A 17,576-nucleotide genomic window follows, 5' to 3' on the forward strand; every position below is an offset into this window, starting at 1 on the left:
TCATGTGACGTTGCCCGCAAATAATCCAGATGAGATGGTTTAAAAAAACCTTCGGAGTGATGACGTAAAAAAATTTCTGTCATAATTTAAAATGGTTGTTTGGTTTACAATTATTAACTGGTGAAGCAAATTTGTTGAGTATAAGCTCACCATAAGCCCCATAAATCAACCATTTAGGGGGTACTTTTTCGCCAAATGGCAAAAAAGTACCTTGTTTTAATGTTTTTAAGTTAGATATAATTCCATGCTAACATTTTGTTATACAAATCATTGAGCAGTAATTTCAACAATTGAACTTGTTAACGCCTTTAAATGCCAACTATTTAAGTCGAGTCCTACTTTCATTAAAAAATCACCGGTGTATACACGGCCGTTATCAGGCAAGATAGGCTTGGCTCCTGTCATTACATTTATTTCTTCCACCTTGTACTTTTTGGCAGTGTCAAGTCCTTGTAGTTTCACACGGTTAACTGTTTCTCGCTCGCGGATGTTGAGATTGTAGTTAAATACAACAGCTTTGGCTTTAGCACTATCAACATACATTAATACAGCGCGGCTTTCTTCATAAGGTGATATAAGGCGATATAAATCTCCGTACCATATTACGTTGCTTAAGCGTTTATAGTTTTTGATAGCCTGCTTGCTAAATGCCAGTTCATCGGGTGTCATTTTTTTGACATCGATGTCATACCCCAACTTGCCCATCATAGCTACATCGGTACGAAATTTGAGTGGCTGCTTTCCCCACGATGTAACATGACTTGCAACCACGTTGGCCGGGTAAAAATTGCTGTAACCCCATTGCATATAAACCCGCTCTAACGGATCGGTGTTATCACTGGCCCAAAACTCGGTAAAGTATTTAAGTGCTTCGTAATCTATACGGCTTCCTCCGCCCGAGCATAACATGATTGGTAAATGTGGGTGCTTAGCACGTAAACGCTCAAAAACCTTGTATAAATTTAGTACATAATCAACGTACAGGTTTGATTGCTTATCTTTTAAATACGGCGACCAGGTATTGGTCATTAAGCGGTTACAATCCCACTTAATAAATCCTAAACCAGGATTTTTACTAATCAGGTCATCCATGGTTTGGTACACAAAATTTGCCACCGTTGGGTTAGCTAAATCAAGCACCATTTGGTTGCGTTGCTCGTTTACAGCGCGGTTTGGTAACCGTAGTACCCAATCAGGGTGCTTTTCGTAGAGTTCACTTTTGGGGTTCACCATTTCGGGCTCAATCCATATTCCAAACTTGGTGCCTTTGGCTTCGGCTTGTTTAATGAGATTGCCAATGCCGTTTGGTAGTTTAGATTTGGTAGGCTGCCAGTCTCCCAAACCAGCTTTATCATTACTACGTGGATATTTGTTACCAAACCAGCCATCGTCAAGCAAAAACAAGTCAACGCCAAGGTTTGCGGCATCATCAAACAAGCCACTAAGCTTTTGCTCGTCAAAGTTGAAAAAGGTGGTTTCCCAATTATTTAATAACACAAGACGAGGTTTGTTACCGTCCATAACATCATAATTACGCGCCCATTTGTGCAAATTACGACTGGCCTGCCCTCTGCCGTTTGCCGAGTAAGTAAAAATAAACACTGGCGTTGTAAAAGTTTTACCCGCTGCCAAACGATAGGCTGATGCATAAGGGTTAATGCCCGATATTACCCGCAACGCGTTATTCTGATCTGTTTCGAAATGAAACTTGAAATTACCTGTCCAGGCAAGAGTTGCAGCAATTACTTCGCCGCTGGTTTCGTCAGACTGCTTACCCAACGATAGCATAAACAACGGACTTTGGTACATAGCCGCACGCGTACCCAACTTGCTGTCAATTTCCTTAATTCCACTGGTTAGCTTTGATTCCTGCATCTTCATCTCGGCAGCCCAATCGCCATGATATTGAGTTAGCCAGTACTCACGGGCATCAAAATTTAACATGGAAGAAGCATAATCATTTAAGGTAATCTCACCCTTCTCTCCGTTGATAATTTCTGTCCAGCTTTTTATGACATCCTCTTTGGCAAATGCTTGGTAGTGCAGCTTAACCGTTAGCGGGTATTTTGGATCTTTAAGCGTTACAATTGTTTCGGTGCAGCCCGCTACTGGTTGTTGAGTATTTTGTTCGGTATACAACAACTCAAGTGATGGGTTTACATCTGTATGTGTTACACGGATGGCCGGTTGAAATGAATCTTCCATTCCACCACATACGTATACTTCCTTGCCTTGTGGAAGCGTTGCGTTATCGGCCGGGTTTAACAGCTTTGCCCCCAAATAATTTTGGTATACCCTGCCGTTTTTGCCGACACTCAAAACCATTGAAACGTGGTCTGTTTCTATTGTTATACGTTTATTATTTTGCGCTTTTGTGACAGCGCAGATAGAAAGCAGTGCTACAATTGATATATACTTCTTCATTAGGTATTTACTTAAATTTATTTGGCTGTAAGACTTAATGATGCATCCTTAAGGCCGGCTGCCGAGGCAGTAAGTTTTACCTTGCCACCCTTACGTGTGCTGCGCAATACTACCAAACATTTGCCATCATTTACCTTCCTGTGGTTAGCTACAAAATGCTCATCGCTCATACGATCGTTATTTGCTACTCCTGCTAACGTAGCTTCGCCCGAAAGTTTGAAATTTATGCTGTTGGTAGCTTCAGGTACAACCAATCCATTTTTATCAACCACGGTTACCATTATATAAGCAAGATCGAGCCCGTTGGCATTAAAATGAGCAGAATCAGTTTCAAGAACAATACGCTCAGCCTTACCGGTGGTTTTGGCTTCGTCGGTTGCAATTTGTTTACCGTTTTTTCGGGCCACGGCTTTTATAGTGCCTGGCTCGTAATTAACTTCCCAGCTTATTTTATGCTTCGGAAAGTCTTTCATGTATTTCACACCTACCGACTTGTTGTTTACAAACAACTCCACCTCGTCACCGGTGGTAAAGGTGTAGAGGGTAAGTTTTTGGCCGGGCTTCCAGTTCCAGCTATCACTCATTTTAATAGTATTCATAAACACATCGTTCCACACACGCGACTCGCTTGCCGACGCATCAAACACAGCTACCTTTACCATTGGCTGCTCGCTATAAAGGCTTTGGATGTAGTATGTGATAGGTTTCCAGAAGTCACACCAGTCAATTAAGCCGTTCCACCCTTTTGACGGCCATTTGAATGATTCGCCAATATAATCTGTACCGCCCCAGTAAAACTGGCCGCAAGCATAACTATGATCATAATTGAAAAAGTTTTCGCCTCCGTTATCAGTGGTCATTTCGCTTTCGATGAATATAAGTTGTGGAAATTTCGGATGATCACGTTTGTAAAATCTTGACATGTAGTTGTCGCTCATTACGTCCATATGAAAAGCCATCGGCGCCGGGCTATCTTCATCACGCGAAGGGTAAAGCCCCGAGGTTACCTTGCGTGATGGGTCAGCCTGATGCGCAAATTCAACCATCTTGTTGAGCTGTAACACAAATGCCGAATCTTTGTATTCCTGCTTAACTGCAACTTCATTGCCCACGCTCCAAATAAACACACTTGGATGATTGCGGTCGCGCTTAATAAACCAGCCTAAATCGGGCTGCCAATGTTGTTTAAAGTCTTCACCTGGTCCGTAGTATTCACTGCTCCACTTATCAAAAGCCTCGTTAAATACCAATAAGCCCATTTCATCGCACATATCAAGCACCGATTTCGTATACGGATTATGTGCCAGCCTTATAGCATTAACACCCATTTTTTTGAGCCCAAGCAGGCGACGTTTATAACCCTTATCAAATGCAGCTGCACCTAGCGGACCTAAATCATGGTGAATATTTACACCGTTTAAAAACACCTTTCTTCCATTAAGTAAAAAGCCCTGCTCTGGTGTGAAATCAATTGTACGGATACCAAAACGACTGGTATACTCATCGCTTTCATTACCGCCAATACTCACGTAGCTTTTCACAATGTAAATATTGGGCTTAAGTATATCCCAAATTTCGGGGTTTTGAATAGTAGTATGCTGCTGAAATCTATATGTCTCGCGCGCACGTAACGGAACTGTACTTAAAATTGATTGCACCTCTTTACCGCCAGGAGAAAGAATAACCGTTTTTAAGGTAGCGGTAATAGCACTATTAGCTGTGTTGCTTACCTCGGTTTGTACCGATACTTTTGCTTTACCATCTCCAATAAAGGGTGTTGTTATGTAGGTACCATTTTCGGCTATGTGCAAAGGGTTTCTTATGTGCAGCCAAACATTACGATAGATGCCCTCACCCGTGTACCAGCGTGAACTTTGCTTGTAAGTGTTATCATACCTTACCGCTATAACGTTGTTTTGGCCTGGTATTACGTATTTAGTAACATCAAGGGTAAAGCCGGTGTAGCCGTTTAAATGTTTAATTAAATGCGTACCGTTAACCCAAACCTCGGCAGCGCGGTATACTCCCTCAAATTCAATGCTGATGATTTTGCCTTTAGCATTTGCAGGCATAAAAAGCAACTTACGGTACCAGCCGATATGCCGCGGACGGAAACCATTTTGCCGGGTACCGCTTACTGTGTCGAAACCACCTGCAATGCTGCCATCATGAGGTAGGTGTACGGTTTGCCACTTTTTATCGTCAAATACTTTTTCTTTTGCTGCAGAGTTGTCGCCTATGTAAAACTTCCAATCGAAATTGATAAGACTATCCTTGTGACTGGTTGTTTGAGCTGAAAGAATATGAACACCAACCGCAAATACAAGCGCCAGCGTAACTATAAATTTTGTATAAAATGTCATATAGGGCTGCACTATTTAAGTTCCATATCTGCTTGAAGCTCGAGTTTATCAGACGAGCCACCAATCATGATTTTAAATTTACCCGGCTCCGAATCCCATTTTAATTGTTGGTTGTAAAAAGCCAGCGTTTCATTACTTATGGTAAAGCTGATTGTTTTGGATTCGCCAGGGCTGAGGGCTACCTTTTGGAAGCCTTTAAGTTTTTTGGTTGGTTGCACAACTGATGCAACAGGGTCATGAACATATAACTGCACTACTTCTTCGCCCGCAGTTGTACCCGTATTAGTCAGGTTAAAAGAAGCGGTGATTACTCCTTTTTTATCCATTGTAGTATTGCTAAGTTTTAGGTCGGCATACTTGTAAGTTGTATAGCTAAGTCCGTAACCAAATGCATAAAGCGGAGAATTTGGAACATCGATGTAGCCAGTTTGATATTGAAATACATTAGCATTATACGGATGACCGGTTTTGTAATCATTATAGGTTAGTGGAATTTGGCCAACCGAACGCGGGAAGGTAACCGGCAGCTTTCCGGATGGATTCATTTTGCCGGTAAGCACATCCGCAATGGCATTGCCAGCCTGGTCACCCAGGAACCATGCATAAACCACTGCTTTTGCTTTATCAGCAATTTGGTTGAATGTAAGTGGCCTGCCTGCCATTAAAACAGCAACTACAGGTTTTCCGGTGGCTTGTACTGCGTTAAAAAGTTCGTTTTGTTTACCAGGCAAGCCTATGTCGGCCCTTGATCTTGATTCGCCGCTCATGTCATAGGCTTCACCTAAAGCCATAATAACCAGATCGGCATCTTTGGCAATTTTTACTGCCTCAGCAATTCCGGTTGTATCATTGGTTTTGATGCTTGCACCTTTTACAAAGTTTATACGAACATTATTACCCAATTTTTGCTGTAAACCTTTCAATAATGTAACTACCCTGTCAGCATCATTTGCCCCGGCCCACGCACCCTGCATATCACGTTTTGAATCGCCCAGAGGGCCTATGAGCGCAATAGTTTTTACGCTTTGCTTAATTGGAAGAACAGCATCCTGATTTTTAAGAAGTACTATTGATTTTTGAGCAACCTTAAGCGTTGCGTTAACATGTTCAGGGTTATTCAGTTCCGCCTTCTCGCGTTCCTCGCTGCAAAACCGGTAAGGATCATCAAACAAACCAAGCTCAAACTTTTTGGCAAGAATGCGTTTCACTGCATCATCAATTATTTTGACGCTTACTTTCTTCGAGCTGACCAAATCTTTTAAATGCTCAAGGTAGCTATAGCTCATCATGTCCATGTCGCAGCCCGAAAGAATCGCTTTCAAAGCAGCCTCCTTTTTATCGGCTACGTAACCCCATTTAATCATCTGATCTATAGACCCCCAGTCGCTAACAACAAACCCACTGTAATTCCATTTTCCTTTGAGTATATCACGTTGGAGATAGTCACTCGCCGCAGCGGGCACGCCATTTAAGGTATTGAATGAGCTCATAAATGTTGCAGCACCGGCATCAACAGCTGCCTTAAATGGCGGCAGATAGGTTTCCCAAAGCTGATGATCGCTCATTTCAACATCATTATAGTCGCGCCCTGATGATACTGCACCATAGGCAGCAAAATGTTTAGCGCAAGCCATAACTGCATCTAACCCACCCAGTTTTTTACCTTGAAAGCCAATGATACGCGCCTTAGCTATTTCGTTACCCAAATAGGTGTCTTCACCTGCGCCTTCCATTATACGCCCCCAGCGCGGGTCACGGGCTATATCAACCATTGGTGCAAACGTCCAGTGTAAGCCCACAGCCGCAGCTTCTTTGGCTGCTATGTGTGCCGAAAGACCAATAAGATCCATATCCCAAGTTGCAGACTCGGCTAACGGAACAGGAAAAATAGTTTTGTAGCCATGTATAACGTCCATACCAAACAGCAATGGAATTTTAAGACGCGATTGCATAGCTACCTCCTGCACCTGCCGGGTATTTTTAACACCTTGAACGTTAAGCATTGAACCTACGCGGCCTAGCTTAATATCATTTAACATATTGGCGTTTTGCTTAACCAAAGGGCCTGTTACTTCCCTGCCCGAGTATTGGTTTAGCTGACCTATTTTTTCGTCAAGCGTCATCAAACGCATAACTGAATCAACCCGCTGATTAACAGATTTTCGTTGTGCAACTGCGCTTAGCTGTATACCGGCAAGCGCAAGGCTCAAAACGCCTATACCTAATTTGTGCATTAATAGTAAATTTATTTGTTTTTCACTTGCAGCGGTTTGGCTTCAAGTTGTTTGTAATAATCATTCATAATATACCAAGCCCTCTTTTTAAAGCCTTTGTCAGAAAGCAAACCTTTACGGTTCCACCCTTCCTGGCATTGTGCGTGCATACGCGCAGGACTTTTAAAATCGGCAAGTATCCACGGGCAAACGCCGCGTAAAAAAGAAATTTTATTGAACATATTAATGTTGTCTTTATAAAGCTGTTCCTGGTATTCTTCAGTCCATAAACCTGCCGTGTCTTTTGACCCGTGGTTGCCGTAGAGTGCTTCCGCACCAAACTCTGATATGATAAGAGGTTTGTTAAAATTACTTTTCCATTCAACGTTACCCGGTTCTGACGGCCATTTGGCATACCATCCCATGTACTTATTTGCTGCTAAAACATCTAAGCTTTCGCTTAAAGGGTCATCAATAAGTATTTGATTTCCATTGTATTTGAAATGGTCAAATGCAGAAGAAATTAACCTTGTTGGATCAGCTTTGCGGGCATCAGATGCCATTTGCTTCAACACGCTGTTACGGTGCGGCGATGGAGCCGTTTCGTTTGATAAACTCCAGATGACAATACCGCATCTATTTTTATCGCGAGCAATCATTTCTGCAAGCATGTGATTTGCCTTTTGCAAAATTTGAGGATTAGTGAATTGAATTCCTTGCCAAACCGGTATTTCTTCCCACATCATCAAGCCCATTTTTTCGGCTAGCCTAACGGTTTCTTCGCTTTGAGGGTAATGTGCCAGGCGAACAAAATTGCAGCCCAGTTCTTTTGCCCAGGTTAGCAACGTGCGTGCGTCAGCTTCTCCATAAGCGCGGCCGGAGCGTTGTGGCATCTCCTCATGAAAACTTATGCCACGTAAAAAGACCGGCTTTTTATTTAGCAAAATATCGGTACCCTGTACTTCAATTGACCGAAAGCCAATTTCATCGGTAAGGGTATCTGCAGCATTGTAAACTTTAACTGTATAAAGCTTTGGGTTTTCTGGCGACCATAGTTTCAAGCTAACACTTGCAGTCAACGCTACTTTTCCGCTAGTATCAGTTGTGTAAGACTTTTTGAAGCCAGCTTCGGGTATCGCAACAATTACCTGTTGCTTTTTATGTTCAGAAGTTTGTACAAAGCCTTGTAATTCTTTGAGTGATCCCTTTTTTAATTGAATAAAAAAATCACTGATGTGATTAGCCGGTTTTTCATCAATCCATACGCCTCGTGTTATGCCGCCGTAATTCCACCAATCAAATTTACGGGCGGGGATAGCATCCTCCTTCCGTTCGTTGTTTACTTTAACCACTAAAACATTATGCCCGGTTTTAATGGCTCTTGCGGCGTTTAAAGTAAAGGATGTAAAACCTCCTTCATGCTCGCCTAACTTAATGCCGTTCAAAAATATCTCCGATCGGTAACTAACTGCACCAAAACGAAGGAAAGTCTGTGCATTGGTTTGGGGTTTAAAGTCAAACTCACGTTTGTACCAAACAGTGCCTTCGTAGTACTTCAACTCCGGCCGTTGAGAGTTCCAATCACCGGGTACATAAAGTGTTTGGCTGTTATCAAAAGAAAACTCTACGAAATCTGTTTTTGTCACGGGTCGTTTTTGCGTTGCTATATCATGAGCGTTTCCGCTACCATACCAGTCAACAATCACATTCCATTTCCCGTTTAAATTGAACGACTTACGTAATGTAGCCTGTGCTAAAACTTCAGAACTATTTACAAGTAATAAAGCAAGCGCAATGGTAAAAAAAATCTTTTTAGTCATTCTTTATTTAGGTTTTATAACCTCAATGGGTGTTTGAGGATGTAAAACAGAATTTACCTTTTGGGTCAATATTGTTTTTGGGATCGTAACTTCCACTGTTTGCTTTATTTGCCTTGATGAACTACCGGCTTTTAAAGTATGTGCACCGGCTTCTGCCACCCATGCATTTTGATTGTTGTCAAAAGAAGCAAAGACATTTACCGGCAGATTGAAAGTCACAACCTGCGACTGGCCCGGCTGCAGTAAATTGGTTTTGCAAAACGCCTTTAACTCCTGTACCGGCTTGTTAATAATTTCACCAGGGGCAGAAAGATATAATTGTACAACTTCCTTACCGGCAACATTACCTGTGTTGGTGACAGTTAAGCTTACCTTCAAATTATCTTTCACTACTGATGATGATACTTTGAGTGGCGAGAAACCAAAAGTTGTGTATGACAATCCATAGCCAAACTCATAAGCGGGCTTAACTTTCCAGGTGTCAAAATAACGGTAACCTACGTAAATGTCTTCCTGATGTATAACATCGGAAGGGTTATCATAAGGCAAACCCGGAAAGTTTGCAGATGAAGCAATATCATTATAGTTATCGGCAAAGGTATCGGGCAGTTTACCCGATGGAGTTACCTTTCCACTCAATAAATCGGCAATTGCATCACCGGCTTCCATGCCCGGTTGCCAGGCTAACAAAATAGCATCAGCCTTTTCGCGCCATCCTTTGGTATCAATAGGTCCGCAAAGGTTAAGAACAACAACCAGTTTTTTATTTTTACGATGAAAGGCCTCGGCAGTACGTTCAATTAACGACAGCTCGGTAGGCTTCAGGTAGTAATCGTAGTCAAGGTCGCGGTCTTTTGTTTCGCCACTATTGCGGCCTATGGTTAGTATAGCTACATCACACTCAGCTGCTTTCTTTTCAATCAACTCGTCTGTTATCAAAAGCTCTTTATTCCAGTTACGGTAATTTGAATTGTATTGCTGATAAGGGTCTGATAACTCTTTATCGAGCGTATAACCTGCATTGTTCAAGCCTTTAGCCAATGATATAGTGTAAGCCTTGTTCACATCACCACTACCCCAACCACCGGCAATAAGTGCATAACTTATGTTACCAAACAAGGCAACTTTAGCTTGTTTATTTTTTATTGGTAGTGATTCTTTTTCATTCTTAAGCAACACCATGCCCTCTGTAGCCGCCTCACGCGAAACCTTGGCATGCGCTTTTAAATCAGGGTTGTTGCTAAACTTATAAGCGCTAAAACTTGGCGAACGCATTATTATATTAAGTACGCTTTCAACGCTTGTGTTCAATGTTTTAACATCAAGTGAATCATGTTTTACTGCAGATATAATACGCTGTATTTGCTTGTTGTTACCCGGCATAATCATATCATTACCGGCTTTGACCTGCTCAACCCAATTTGTGGCCTTTCCGCCCCAATCACTCATTACGTACCCTTTAAAGTTCCACTCATTCCGAAGTATGGTGGTCAATAAATCCTTACGTTCAGAAGTATGGGTGCCGTTCAGCAAATTGTAAGACGACATCACCGTCCACGGCGAAGATTTTTTGATAGCAATCTCAAATCCTTTTAAATAAATTTCTCTTAAAGCACGCTCGGAAATGTGCGCATTTACTCCTGCGCGGTTTGCCTCCTGGTTATTTGCTGCAAAATGTTTGATTGAGGTACCTACACCATTGCTTTGTATTCCGTTGATGATAGCCGCAGCAATTTCACCTGTAAGTACAGGATCCTCAGAGTAGTATTCAAAATTTCGTCCGCCCAAAGGGTTGCGGTGAATGTTTACTCCAGGTGCTAAAATGATATCAGCACCAAACTCTTTCACCTCATTACCAAAAGCTTCACCAATGCGTTTCACCACATCCGGGTTCCAGGTTGATGCCAGCGTATTACCGGCCGGAAAAGCGGTTGCAAAGTATTTGTGATCATCATTTTTGCGCCTTACGTCCATACGTACACCTGCAGGACCATCGGCCAGCACCATTGCAGGAATACCTAATCTTGGTATGGCGTTGGTAACACCTGCTGCACCCGGTATACGAAAGCTTGTGTTCCCCACCATCGATCCATCAGTAAAGGCTGAGGGCGCAGCATCGCGCCCTCCTCCTATTACCATCATAGCTTTTTCTTCAAGTGTCATTGCGGCAATTACCTCTTTCACCGTGCTTTTACCTAACTGCGGAACATTTGTCTGCCCAAGGGCAACCGTTGTATTCAGCAACCAGGCAAATACAAGTGCACTGCCCGCAACAGAAATTTTATTATAAGTCAGAATCATTAAAATATATTAATTGTAGCCGGGATTTTGTTTAAGCTTGTCAGCCTTGTCTATTTCAGTCTGAGGTATTGGGTACAGATAGTTTTTAGCACTGAAAACCCTGTTTTCTATCACAAAAGGCGAATAATTTAAAGTCGTGCCGTTTTTAGTGATACGCATGCCGCGCACAGGTGCATTAAAATAGGTTTCACCCAGTTTCCAGCGGCGAACGTCAAAAAATCGTTGCTCTTCAAAACACAGCTCAACACGGCGCTCGTTACGAATACGATCGCGCATGGCTGATTGGCTTAAACCTGCCGGTAACGAAGGCATATTGGCGCGGTTACGAATTGCGTTAACCGCTTCATAAACAGCGCTTGTTGGGCCTGATACCTCATTCAAAGCCTCAGCATAGTTAAGCAAAACTTCGGCGTAGCGGAAAAGTACCCACGGGCGGCGTACGTTTGTTATACTATTTACATTGTAAGTAGCATTTCCACTTAAAAACTTACGCATGTAGTAACCAGATTTGGTGCTGTTTACGTTGGTAAGAACGTTGTCTAATCCGTTTTCAAAAGTTTCAACCGCCCTGGTTAAACTGCCTGTTTTAAAGGTAGCGCCATTGGTGATGATAAATTGATTCAAGCGCGGATCGCGTCCGGCATATGGGTTTTGCGGATTATAGCCCGATGTTGGATCAGTAATTGATTTGCCGTTAGTCATTTCAAATGCATCAACCAAATCTTGAGTTGGATTAGCTCTGCCCAGGCCACCTGTAAAACCAATAGGCGCGTTGAACGACTCAATGGTATTTACAGAGCCCGCCGGTGTTGCAAAAATTACTTCACGGTTGTAAGACGTTGCTGTATTGGTATAATCCCAAAGGTTTTGATAATCGGTTGCCGATAGTAAACCATGCTTATTTAAGGCTATAAGTGCGTTGGCAGCATTAGCTGCATTTTGCCAGCGGGTTAAATCATTAGCAGTGTTATAAAGCGGGCTTGCGTAAATCAAAAGCGTTTTTGCTTTAAGTGCCATACCGGCGGCTTTAGTAGCGCGGCCGTAATTAGCAGCATCCCAATCACGTGTTGAGGCCGCTGCAATTTGATTAACGGCCGAGTCGCAATCTGTTGTAATGGCTTTAACTACCTCATCTACCGAATTACGCGGCAGGTTAAGGTTCTCACCCACTTCAAAAGGACGGGTAGCCAACACAATTTCTCCATATCGCTTAAATAACTCAAAATGATACATTGCCCGCAAAAAGAAAGCTTCGCCACGTAAACCGGTTAAATCACTTACAGGGTAAATAGTACTGGTAGGCGATTTTTGCAGAAACACGTTTGCTACTCTCAAACCGGTATACATATTGGTATACTGTTCATCAAAAGTGCGCAGCGGCCCCCAGGTTCCGTTATTGAAATAATTAATGTTACTATTGAGGTTAGAGTTAACGGCTTCGTCGCTACCGCTTGACAGCATGGCACCAGCTGCATCAAGGTTGTAACGGCTTAATAAATAATTATAGCCCTGGTTTAGGTACTCCCTAACCCTGCGGTCGGTAATCCAGATGGACTCTTCAGTAATAGGGCCTTCGGTATAAGATGGCTCGAAAAAGTCTTTACTGCAGCCCGAAAGAGCCATAAGCAGCAAAGCAGCGCCGTATATATATTGTAAATGCTTTTTCATGATTTTATGAACTTAATGCGTTAAAATTTCACGTTAACACCCAACGTATAAGTTTTAAGATAAGGATAGTTGTTCCCGCGTCCGGCAAACGGAGTTTCGGGATCCATATTCAAATCTTTTAATTTTGAGAATGATAACAGGTTATATCCACCTATAAAAAAGCGGGCCTTTTGCATATGCAGTTTATAAGTAAGGCGCTGAGGCAGGGTTAAACCCAACTCTACAGTACGTAGCTTAATGAAATCGCCTGAACGTAACCAAAAATCTGAACTTGCATTGTTGTTACCATTGTCAGTCAACGCTATGCGCGGAAAACGTGCAGTTGATGCAGTAGCCGGAGTCCAGCTGTCAAGAGATAACGCATTCAGGTTGTTAGGCCCTGAATATACAAGTGAACGAATGTCAATTGTACGGCCGTAAACCCCTTGGAACTGTGTGCTGATATCAAATAACTTATAGCTGATGTTAAATCCAAATCCGTAGTACGCTTTAGGAACGTCGGTATAGTTAGTTGATACCGCATCGCGGCTGTCAATAATGTTATCGCCGTTTACATCTTTATAACGAATATCTCCCGGAACTACTAGCCCTGATAAAGACTGTTTAGGGCTTGCGTTAATCTCCTCTTGCGATTGAAATAACCCATCAGATATATAATAGCGCTTGTTGCCTGCTCCGTTAACATTACCAATATTATATCCTAGTGGTGATTGGTATGAAAGTGTTCCGCTTGGCAATGATTGCTCTAACAGCTTATTTGCTGCATAAGTAAAATTACCATTCAAGCTTAAGTTTACACCGTTAAGGTTTTTTTGGTAAAGCACGCTCATATCAAAGCCTTTACTGTTCACCTTACCCGAATTTACTGCACTTACCGCCACACCTAATATGCCAGGCAGGTTAGCGCTACTCAAAATATCGGTACGTGTTTCGTTAAAGTAGTCGGCCGTTAAATAAAGCGAGTTATTAAGGAAACTAATGTCGGCTCCAATGTTTAGCCTGTCAATTTTTTCCCAGGTTGTTAAGGGGTTACCAGTTGGACTTACCTCATATGCGGTGGTGGTGCTTGAGAACGAAGAGCCCAGTATTGGCCCGGCACCGCGCGTAAATAATGCCCTGTAAGGCAACCTTACCAAATTGCCATTGCTATCGTAAGTTGGGCCAATGTTACCGCTACGTCCATATGATGCACGCAGTTTCAAATAGCTTAACGCATTAGTTGGCTTAAGGAAATCCTCGTCACTTACTACCCAGCCAATGGTACCTGCCGGAAAGAAGCCGAATCTGCGACCGGGCGCGTAATTTTCAGATCCTGAGTAGCTTCCGGTGAATCCCAGAAAATACCGGTTTTTGAATCCGTAATCAACACGGCCAACAAACAAGCGCTCGTTATAATCAATCCTGTCTACAGCGGCGCTGGTAGCTTGTTGAGCACGCGCAGATGCATTAATTTTATGATCGCCAATGGTGCGGTCATAATCAAATCCAGCCCAAACCTCATTGTTTTTTGTACTTGTGCCAAAACCGGCAAACTGGTAAGCCAATACCGCAGGCGTACGGAAGGTTTGTGATGGTGTTAAAGTTTGATTTACTACTGAGTAGTTTTGAGTGAAACCGTGCGTATAGTTTCCGTATCCGTCATAAGAAAAGAAAATATTTGCAGATAAACCCGGTGTCACAAAATCCAGACGCTGTTTGGCTGAAATTGACGCCAGCAATACGTTGGTAATAGCCTTGTAAACACCGCTATTTTGCAATTGCCCCAACGGGTTGGTTTGATAAACCGAAGTACCGCCATAGGTACCATCCTGGTTTAAAATTGGGAACGCATTAGGTGGAAGTGTAAACAAGCTGGAAAGAACTGCTGCTGTACCGCCGCCGCCGCCACCAATTGGATCGGTACGACGCTCGCTGCGCACACCCGCAAGCAATGAAAAGCTCAGGGTTTTGGTTACATCATAATCAAGGTTAACCCTAAAATTATAGCGCTTGTAATTAAAGTTTGAGTTATAATCATCGGTTTGTGTGTTTTTAAATAAACCGTTTTGATCATAATAACTTACGTTAGTAAAGTAGCGTATTTTATCGCTGCCGCCACCTAATGATACTGCATAACGTTGTACAGGCGCTGTCTTGTTCAAAAACCGGTCTATGTAGTTATTATCCGGAAACAGATAAGGATTTGACTGATTTTGGTACGCATCAAGCGCTGCCTGGTTATACGCAGGAGCCTGCCCCGCATTGGTAAGGCCCTGATTGTATAAAGTGGCAAAGTTGTAAGAGTTTAATGGCCCAACCAGGTTTTCCACCTTTTGAAATCCGCCTTGAATGTCAAAATTAATAAAGTCCTGTCTGGCTTTACCGTGGCGTGTATTTACTAAAATAACACCATTGCCGCCCAGTAAGCCATACCAGTTGAGTGCAGCAGCATCTTTTAAAACGGTTATGCTTTCTACCTCATTGATATCCATGTCACTAAAGTCGCGTTCAACACCGTCAACCAATAGTTTAGGAGCTGAACCTTGAGCATATGACGACTTGCCTCTAACCTGGAAAGCGATATTTTCGGTACCCGGCTGGTTGCCAGTTTGCTGAACCAGCAAACCACTAAACCGGCCTGCAAGCATACTTGATAGATTACTTACCGGTATTTTTGGGAAGTCATCAGTCTTTAATGCACTTACAGCATAATTAAGTTCGCGACGTGTGCGTTTGGCAAACGGAATGTCAACCAGTTCATTAAAGTAATCGGCACCGTTACTTTTTGCTAAAACAACGCTAATGTCGGCCCTGTCTTTCCCGGCAACCCTTAGTTCCTTATATCCTGCTTTGCTGAATGATAAAGAATCTTCGGACATACCTTTGATTGCAAAGCCGCCGTTTTTATCAGAGCCGGCTCTTACCCTGCTACCTATTACGGTAACTTCAACGCCGTCAATAGCGGCGCCTTTTTCATCGGTAATTTTACCGCTGAAGGTTTTTATGTTGAGTGTTTGGGCTTGTAGCGCAAGGCCGGTAAACGATACCGACAAGCTCATAAACATCCCAAAACACTTTATATATTTAGTCATGTTGTGTTACTTGTTAATTTAAATCGAATTGATTACCAGCCTGGGTTTTGTTTAAGAGCGCCTGATGATTTGTTCATCTCGTTACGCGGAATTGGATACAGATGCATGTAATCTTCAAACACTTTCCTGAAGGTTGGAAGCTCCACTACATTATAAGTGTAAGTATTATTTGCATTCCTGATTACTTTCATGCCCTTCATAGGTTGTGCTACCAATTCAGGCCCTTTTTTCCATCGCAAAATATCCCACCAGCGCATATCTTCAAATGCAAATTCAACAGCACGCTCATTGCGTATGCGTGCACGCATTTGTTCCTGGTTTAAGCCGGTTGGCAATTTTGGCATACCCGCACGCTGTCTGATGGCATCAACCGCGTCATAAACAGCCTGGGTTGGTCCCTCAGCTTCGTTAAGTGCCTCGGCGTAATTAATAAGTACCTCCGCATAACGGTAGTAAACAAAATTTAACAGTGCACTAGCGGTAGAGCCTGAACGCGATGTTTCGGGCCATAGACGCTTCAAGTAATAGCTGGTTTTAGTTATTGAAATAGCTGCACTTATGTCTGTACCGTAAGTTATGGCGCCAGATGCATTTGGCTCTGTTTGCCAGGTTTGCACTGCCCTGCCCTGCCAGGTTGCACCGTTGTAAAGTATATTTACATAGAAGCGCGGATCGCGGTTGGTATAAGGCGCCTGAGGGTTATAGCCCGAAGTTGGATCAGTAATGGCTTTACCATTGTTCATTTCATATAAATCAACATGGTTTTGTGTTGGAGATAAGTTAGACTGCGCACCTCCATAACTAAGGGGCACCAGAAAATCGCTGATGTAGGTACCGATATAAGAACGCCCACCGCGCGGCCATATCCGTATATACTCACGTGATGATGATACCTGTAAAACGCTTGCATAATTGGTCTCAAGCGCAAACTTGTTAAGGTTGATGATTGCCAAAGCGGCATCAGCGGCCTTCTTCCACTTGGTAACATCATTTGCTGAGTTATTAAGCGGACTTGCGGCAAACAAAAGCACGCGTGCTTTTAGCGCCATAGCAGCTGCACCTGTTGCACGGTTAGCCTGTGCAGCAGGGTTAGGCCAATCGGCGTTGGTTTGCGGCAACAGAGTTATTGCCTGATCTAAATCTGCAAGTATTTGGTTCAATGTTTCGTCAAATGACGCACGCGCTTTATCGTCAGCCGCTTCTGTAAAATCTTGCGGCTGCGTTAAAAGCACAACACCACCATAACGCTTAATAAGTTCCGAATAAAAGTAAGCGCGCAGGTATAGCTGCTCTCCTTTAATGTAATTAGCGTTTAAATCAGGCGTCCATGGAGTTTTATCCATGTTGGCCAGGGTAACGTTCACATTACGTATACCACGGTACATTTGGGTATAAATAGTATTTACGTCTGAAGCACCTGCATCCAAAAACAAACCCCGGTTTATTACAGCAACCTCAGTTTGCGCGTTGTTGGCAATTGATTCATCGCTAAACTGCGAGGTCATGCCTTTGTAGCCGCTTAAACGACCGTAATCGTTGATGCTAAATGTATAACTGTTATCGGCATAGCGAGAAGCCAGGATAGGATCCTGAAATACTTTCTGTATATCAGTTTGAATACCAATATCGCGCTGTAAGAAGTCTTTTTTACAAGCGGTGGATGAAAGTATGAATATAGCGAGCAATGATAGCTTTAAAGTTTTCATGTTCAATGTT

8 protein-coding genes are annotated in these 17,576 nt (G+C 42.8%); all 8 read right to left on the minus strand.

Annotated features, from left to right (window positions below; genetic code table 11):
* Positions 1 to 267: 267 nt before the first annotated feature.
* The 8 genes from GO816_RS11450 to GO816_RS11485 are packed head-to-tail and all read right to left on the minus strand — an operon-like array spanning position 268 to position 17,566.
* Positions 268 to 2,424: an alpha-galactosidase gene (locus GO816_RS11450; RefSeq protein ID WP_157542069.1), complete on the minus strand. Its 2,157-nt coding sequence runs from the start codon at positions 2,422 to 2,424 to the stop codon at positions 268 to 270.
* 17 nt (positions 2,425 to 2,441) lie between these two features.
* Positions 2,442 to 4,787, minus strand: a complete 2,346-nt coding sequence (locus tag GO816_RS11455) for a glycoside hydrolase family 2 TIM barrel-domain containing protein (protein WP_157542070.1) — start codon at positions 4,785 to 4,787, stop codon at positions 2,442 to 2,444.
* Between the two features lie 11 nt (positions 4,788 to 4,798).
* Positions 4,799 to 7,021 carry a glycoside hydrolase family 3 N-terminal domain-containing protein gene (locus tag GO816_RS11460; RefSeq protein WP_157542071.1) on the minus strand — a complete coding sequence of 741 codons (2,223 nt, stop codon included), beginning with the start codon at positions 7,019 to 7,021 and terminating at the stop codon, positions 4,799 to 4,801.
* An 11-nt stretch (positions 7,022 to 7,032) separates the two neighbouring features.
* The gene (locus tag GO816_RS11465; protein WP_157542072.1) at positions 7,033 to 8,820 is read right to left on the minus strand and encodes a glycoside hydrolase family 2 protein; all 1,788 of its coding nucleotides are present in this window, start codon (positions 8,818 to 8,820) and stop codon (positions 7,033 to 7,035) included.
* Between the two features lie 3 nt (positions 8,821 to 8,823).
* Positions 8,824 to 11,121 (minus strand): glycoside hydrolase family 3 N-terminal domain-containing protein, encoded by a 2,298-nt coding sequence (locus tag GO816_RS11470; RefSeq protein WP_157542073.1) that lies wholly within the window; start codon positions 11,119 to 11,121, stop codon positions 8,824 to 8,826.
* A 9-nt stretch (positions 11,122 to 11,130) separates the two neighbouring features.
* A complete protein-coding gene (locus GO816_RS11475; protein WP_157542074.1) occupies positions 11,131 to 12,789 on the minus strand; it encodes a RagB/SusD family nutrient uptake outer membrane protein in 1,659 nt (552 codons plus the stop codon).
* Positions 12,790 to 12,809: 20 nt separating this feature from the next.
* Positions 12,810 to 15,860, minus strand: a complete 3,051-nt coding sequence (locus GO816_RS11480) for a SusC/RagA family TonB-linked outer membrane protein (RefSeq protein WP_157542075.1) — start codon at positions 15,858 to 15,860, stop codon at positions 12,810 to 12,812.
* Between the two features lie 32 nt (positions 15,861 to 15,892).
* Positions 15,893 to 17,566, minus strand: coding sequence for a RagB/SusD family nutrient uptake outer membrane protein (locus GO816_RS11485; RefSeq protein ID WP_157542076.1), 1,674 nt, complete (start codon positions 17,564 to 17,566; stop codon positions 15,893 to 15,895).
* Between the last annotated feature and the right edge of the window lie 10 nt (positions 17,567 to 17,576).

Source organism: Mucilaginibacter aquatilis, from assembly GCF_009755275.1.
GTDB classification, from domain to species: Bacteria; Bacteroidota; Bacteroidia; order Sphingobacteriales; family Sphingobacteriaceae; genus Mucilaginibacter; species Mucilaginibacter aquatilis.

What these genes read in the sequence shown, in the direction of transcription:
- GO816_RS11450 (WP_157542069.1), bottom strand. Translation starts at nt 2,424, where the DNA reads ATGAAGAAGTATATATCAATTGTAGCACTGCTTTCTATCTGCGCTGTC.
- GO816_RS11455 (WP_157542070.1), bottom strand. Translation starts at nt 4,787, where the DNA reads ATGACATTTTATACAAAATTTATAGTTACGCTGGCGCTTGTATTTGCG.
- GO816_RS11460 (WP_157542071.1), bottom strand. Translation starts at nt 7,021, where the DNA reads ATGCACAAATTAGGTATAGGCGTTTTGAGCCTTGCGCTTGCCGGTATA.
- GO816_RS11465 (WP_157542072.1), bottom strand. Translation starts at nt 8,820, where the DNA reads ATGACTAAAAAGATTTTTTTTACCATTGCGCTTGCTTTATTACTTGTA.
- GO816_RS11470 (WP_157542073.1), bottom strand. Translation starts at nt 11,121, where the DNA reads ATGATTCTGACTTATAATAAAATTTCTGTTGCGGGCAGTGCACTTGTA.
- GO816_RS11475 (WP_157542074.1), bottom strand. Translation starts at nt 12,789, where the DNA reads ATGAAAAAGCATTTACAATATATATACGGCGCTGCTTTGCTGCTTATG.
- GO816_RS11480 (WP_157542075.1), bottom strand. Translation starts at nt 15,860, where the DNA reads ATGACTAAATATATAAAGTGTTTTGGGATGTTTATGAGCTTGTCGGTA.
- GO816_RS11485 (WP_157542076.1), bottom strand. Translation starts at nt 17,566, where the DNA reads ATGAAAACTTTAAAGCTATCATTGCTCGCTATATTCATACTTTCATCC.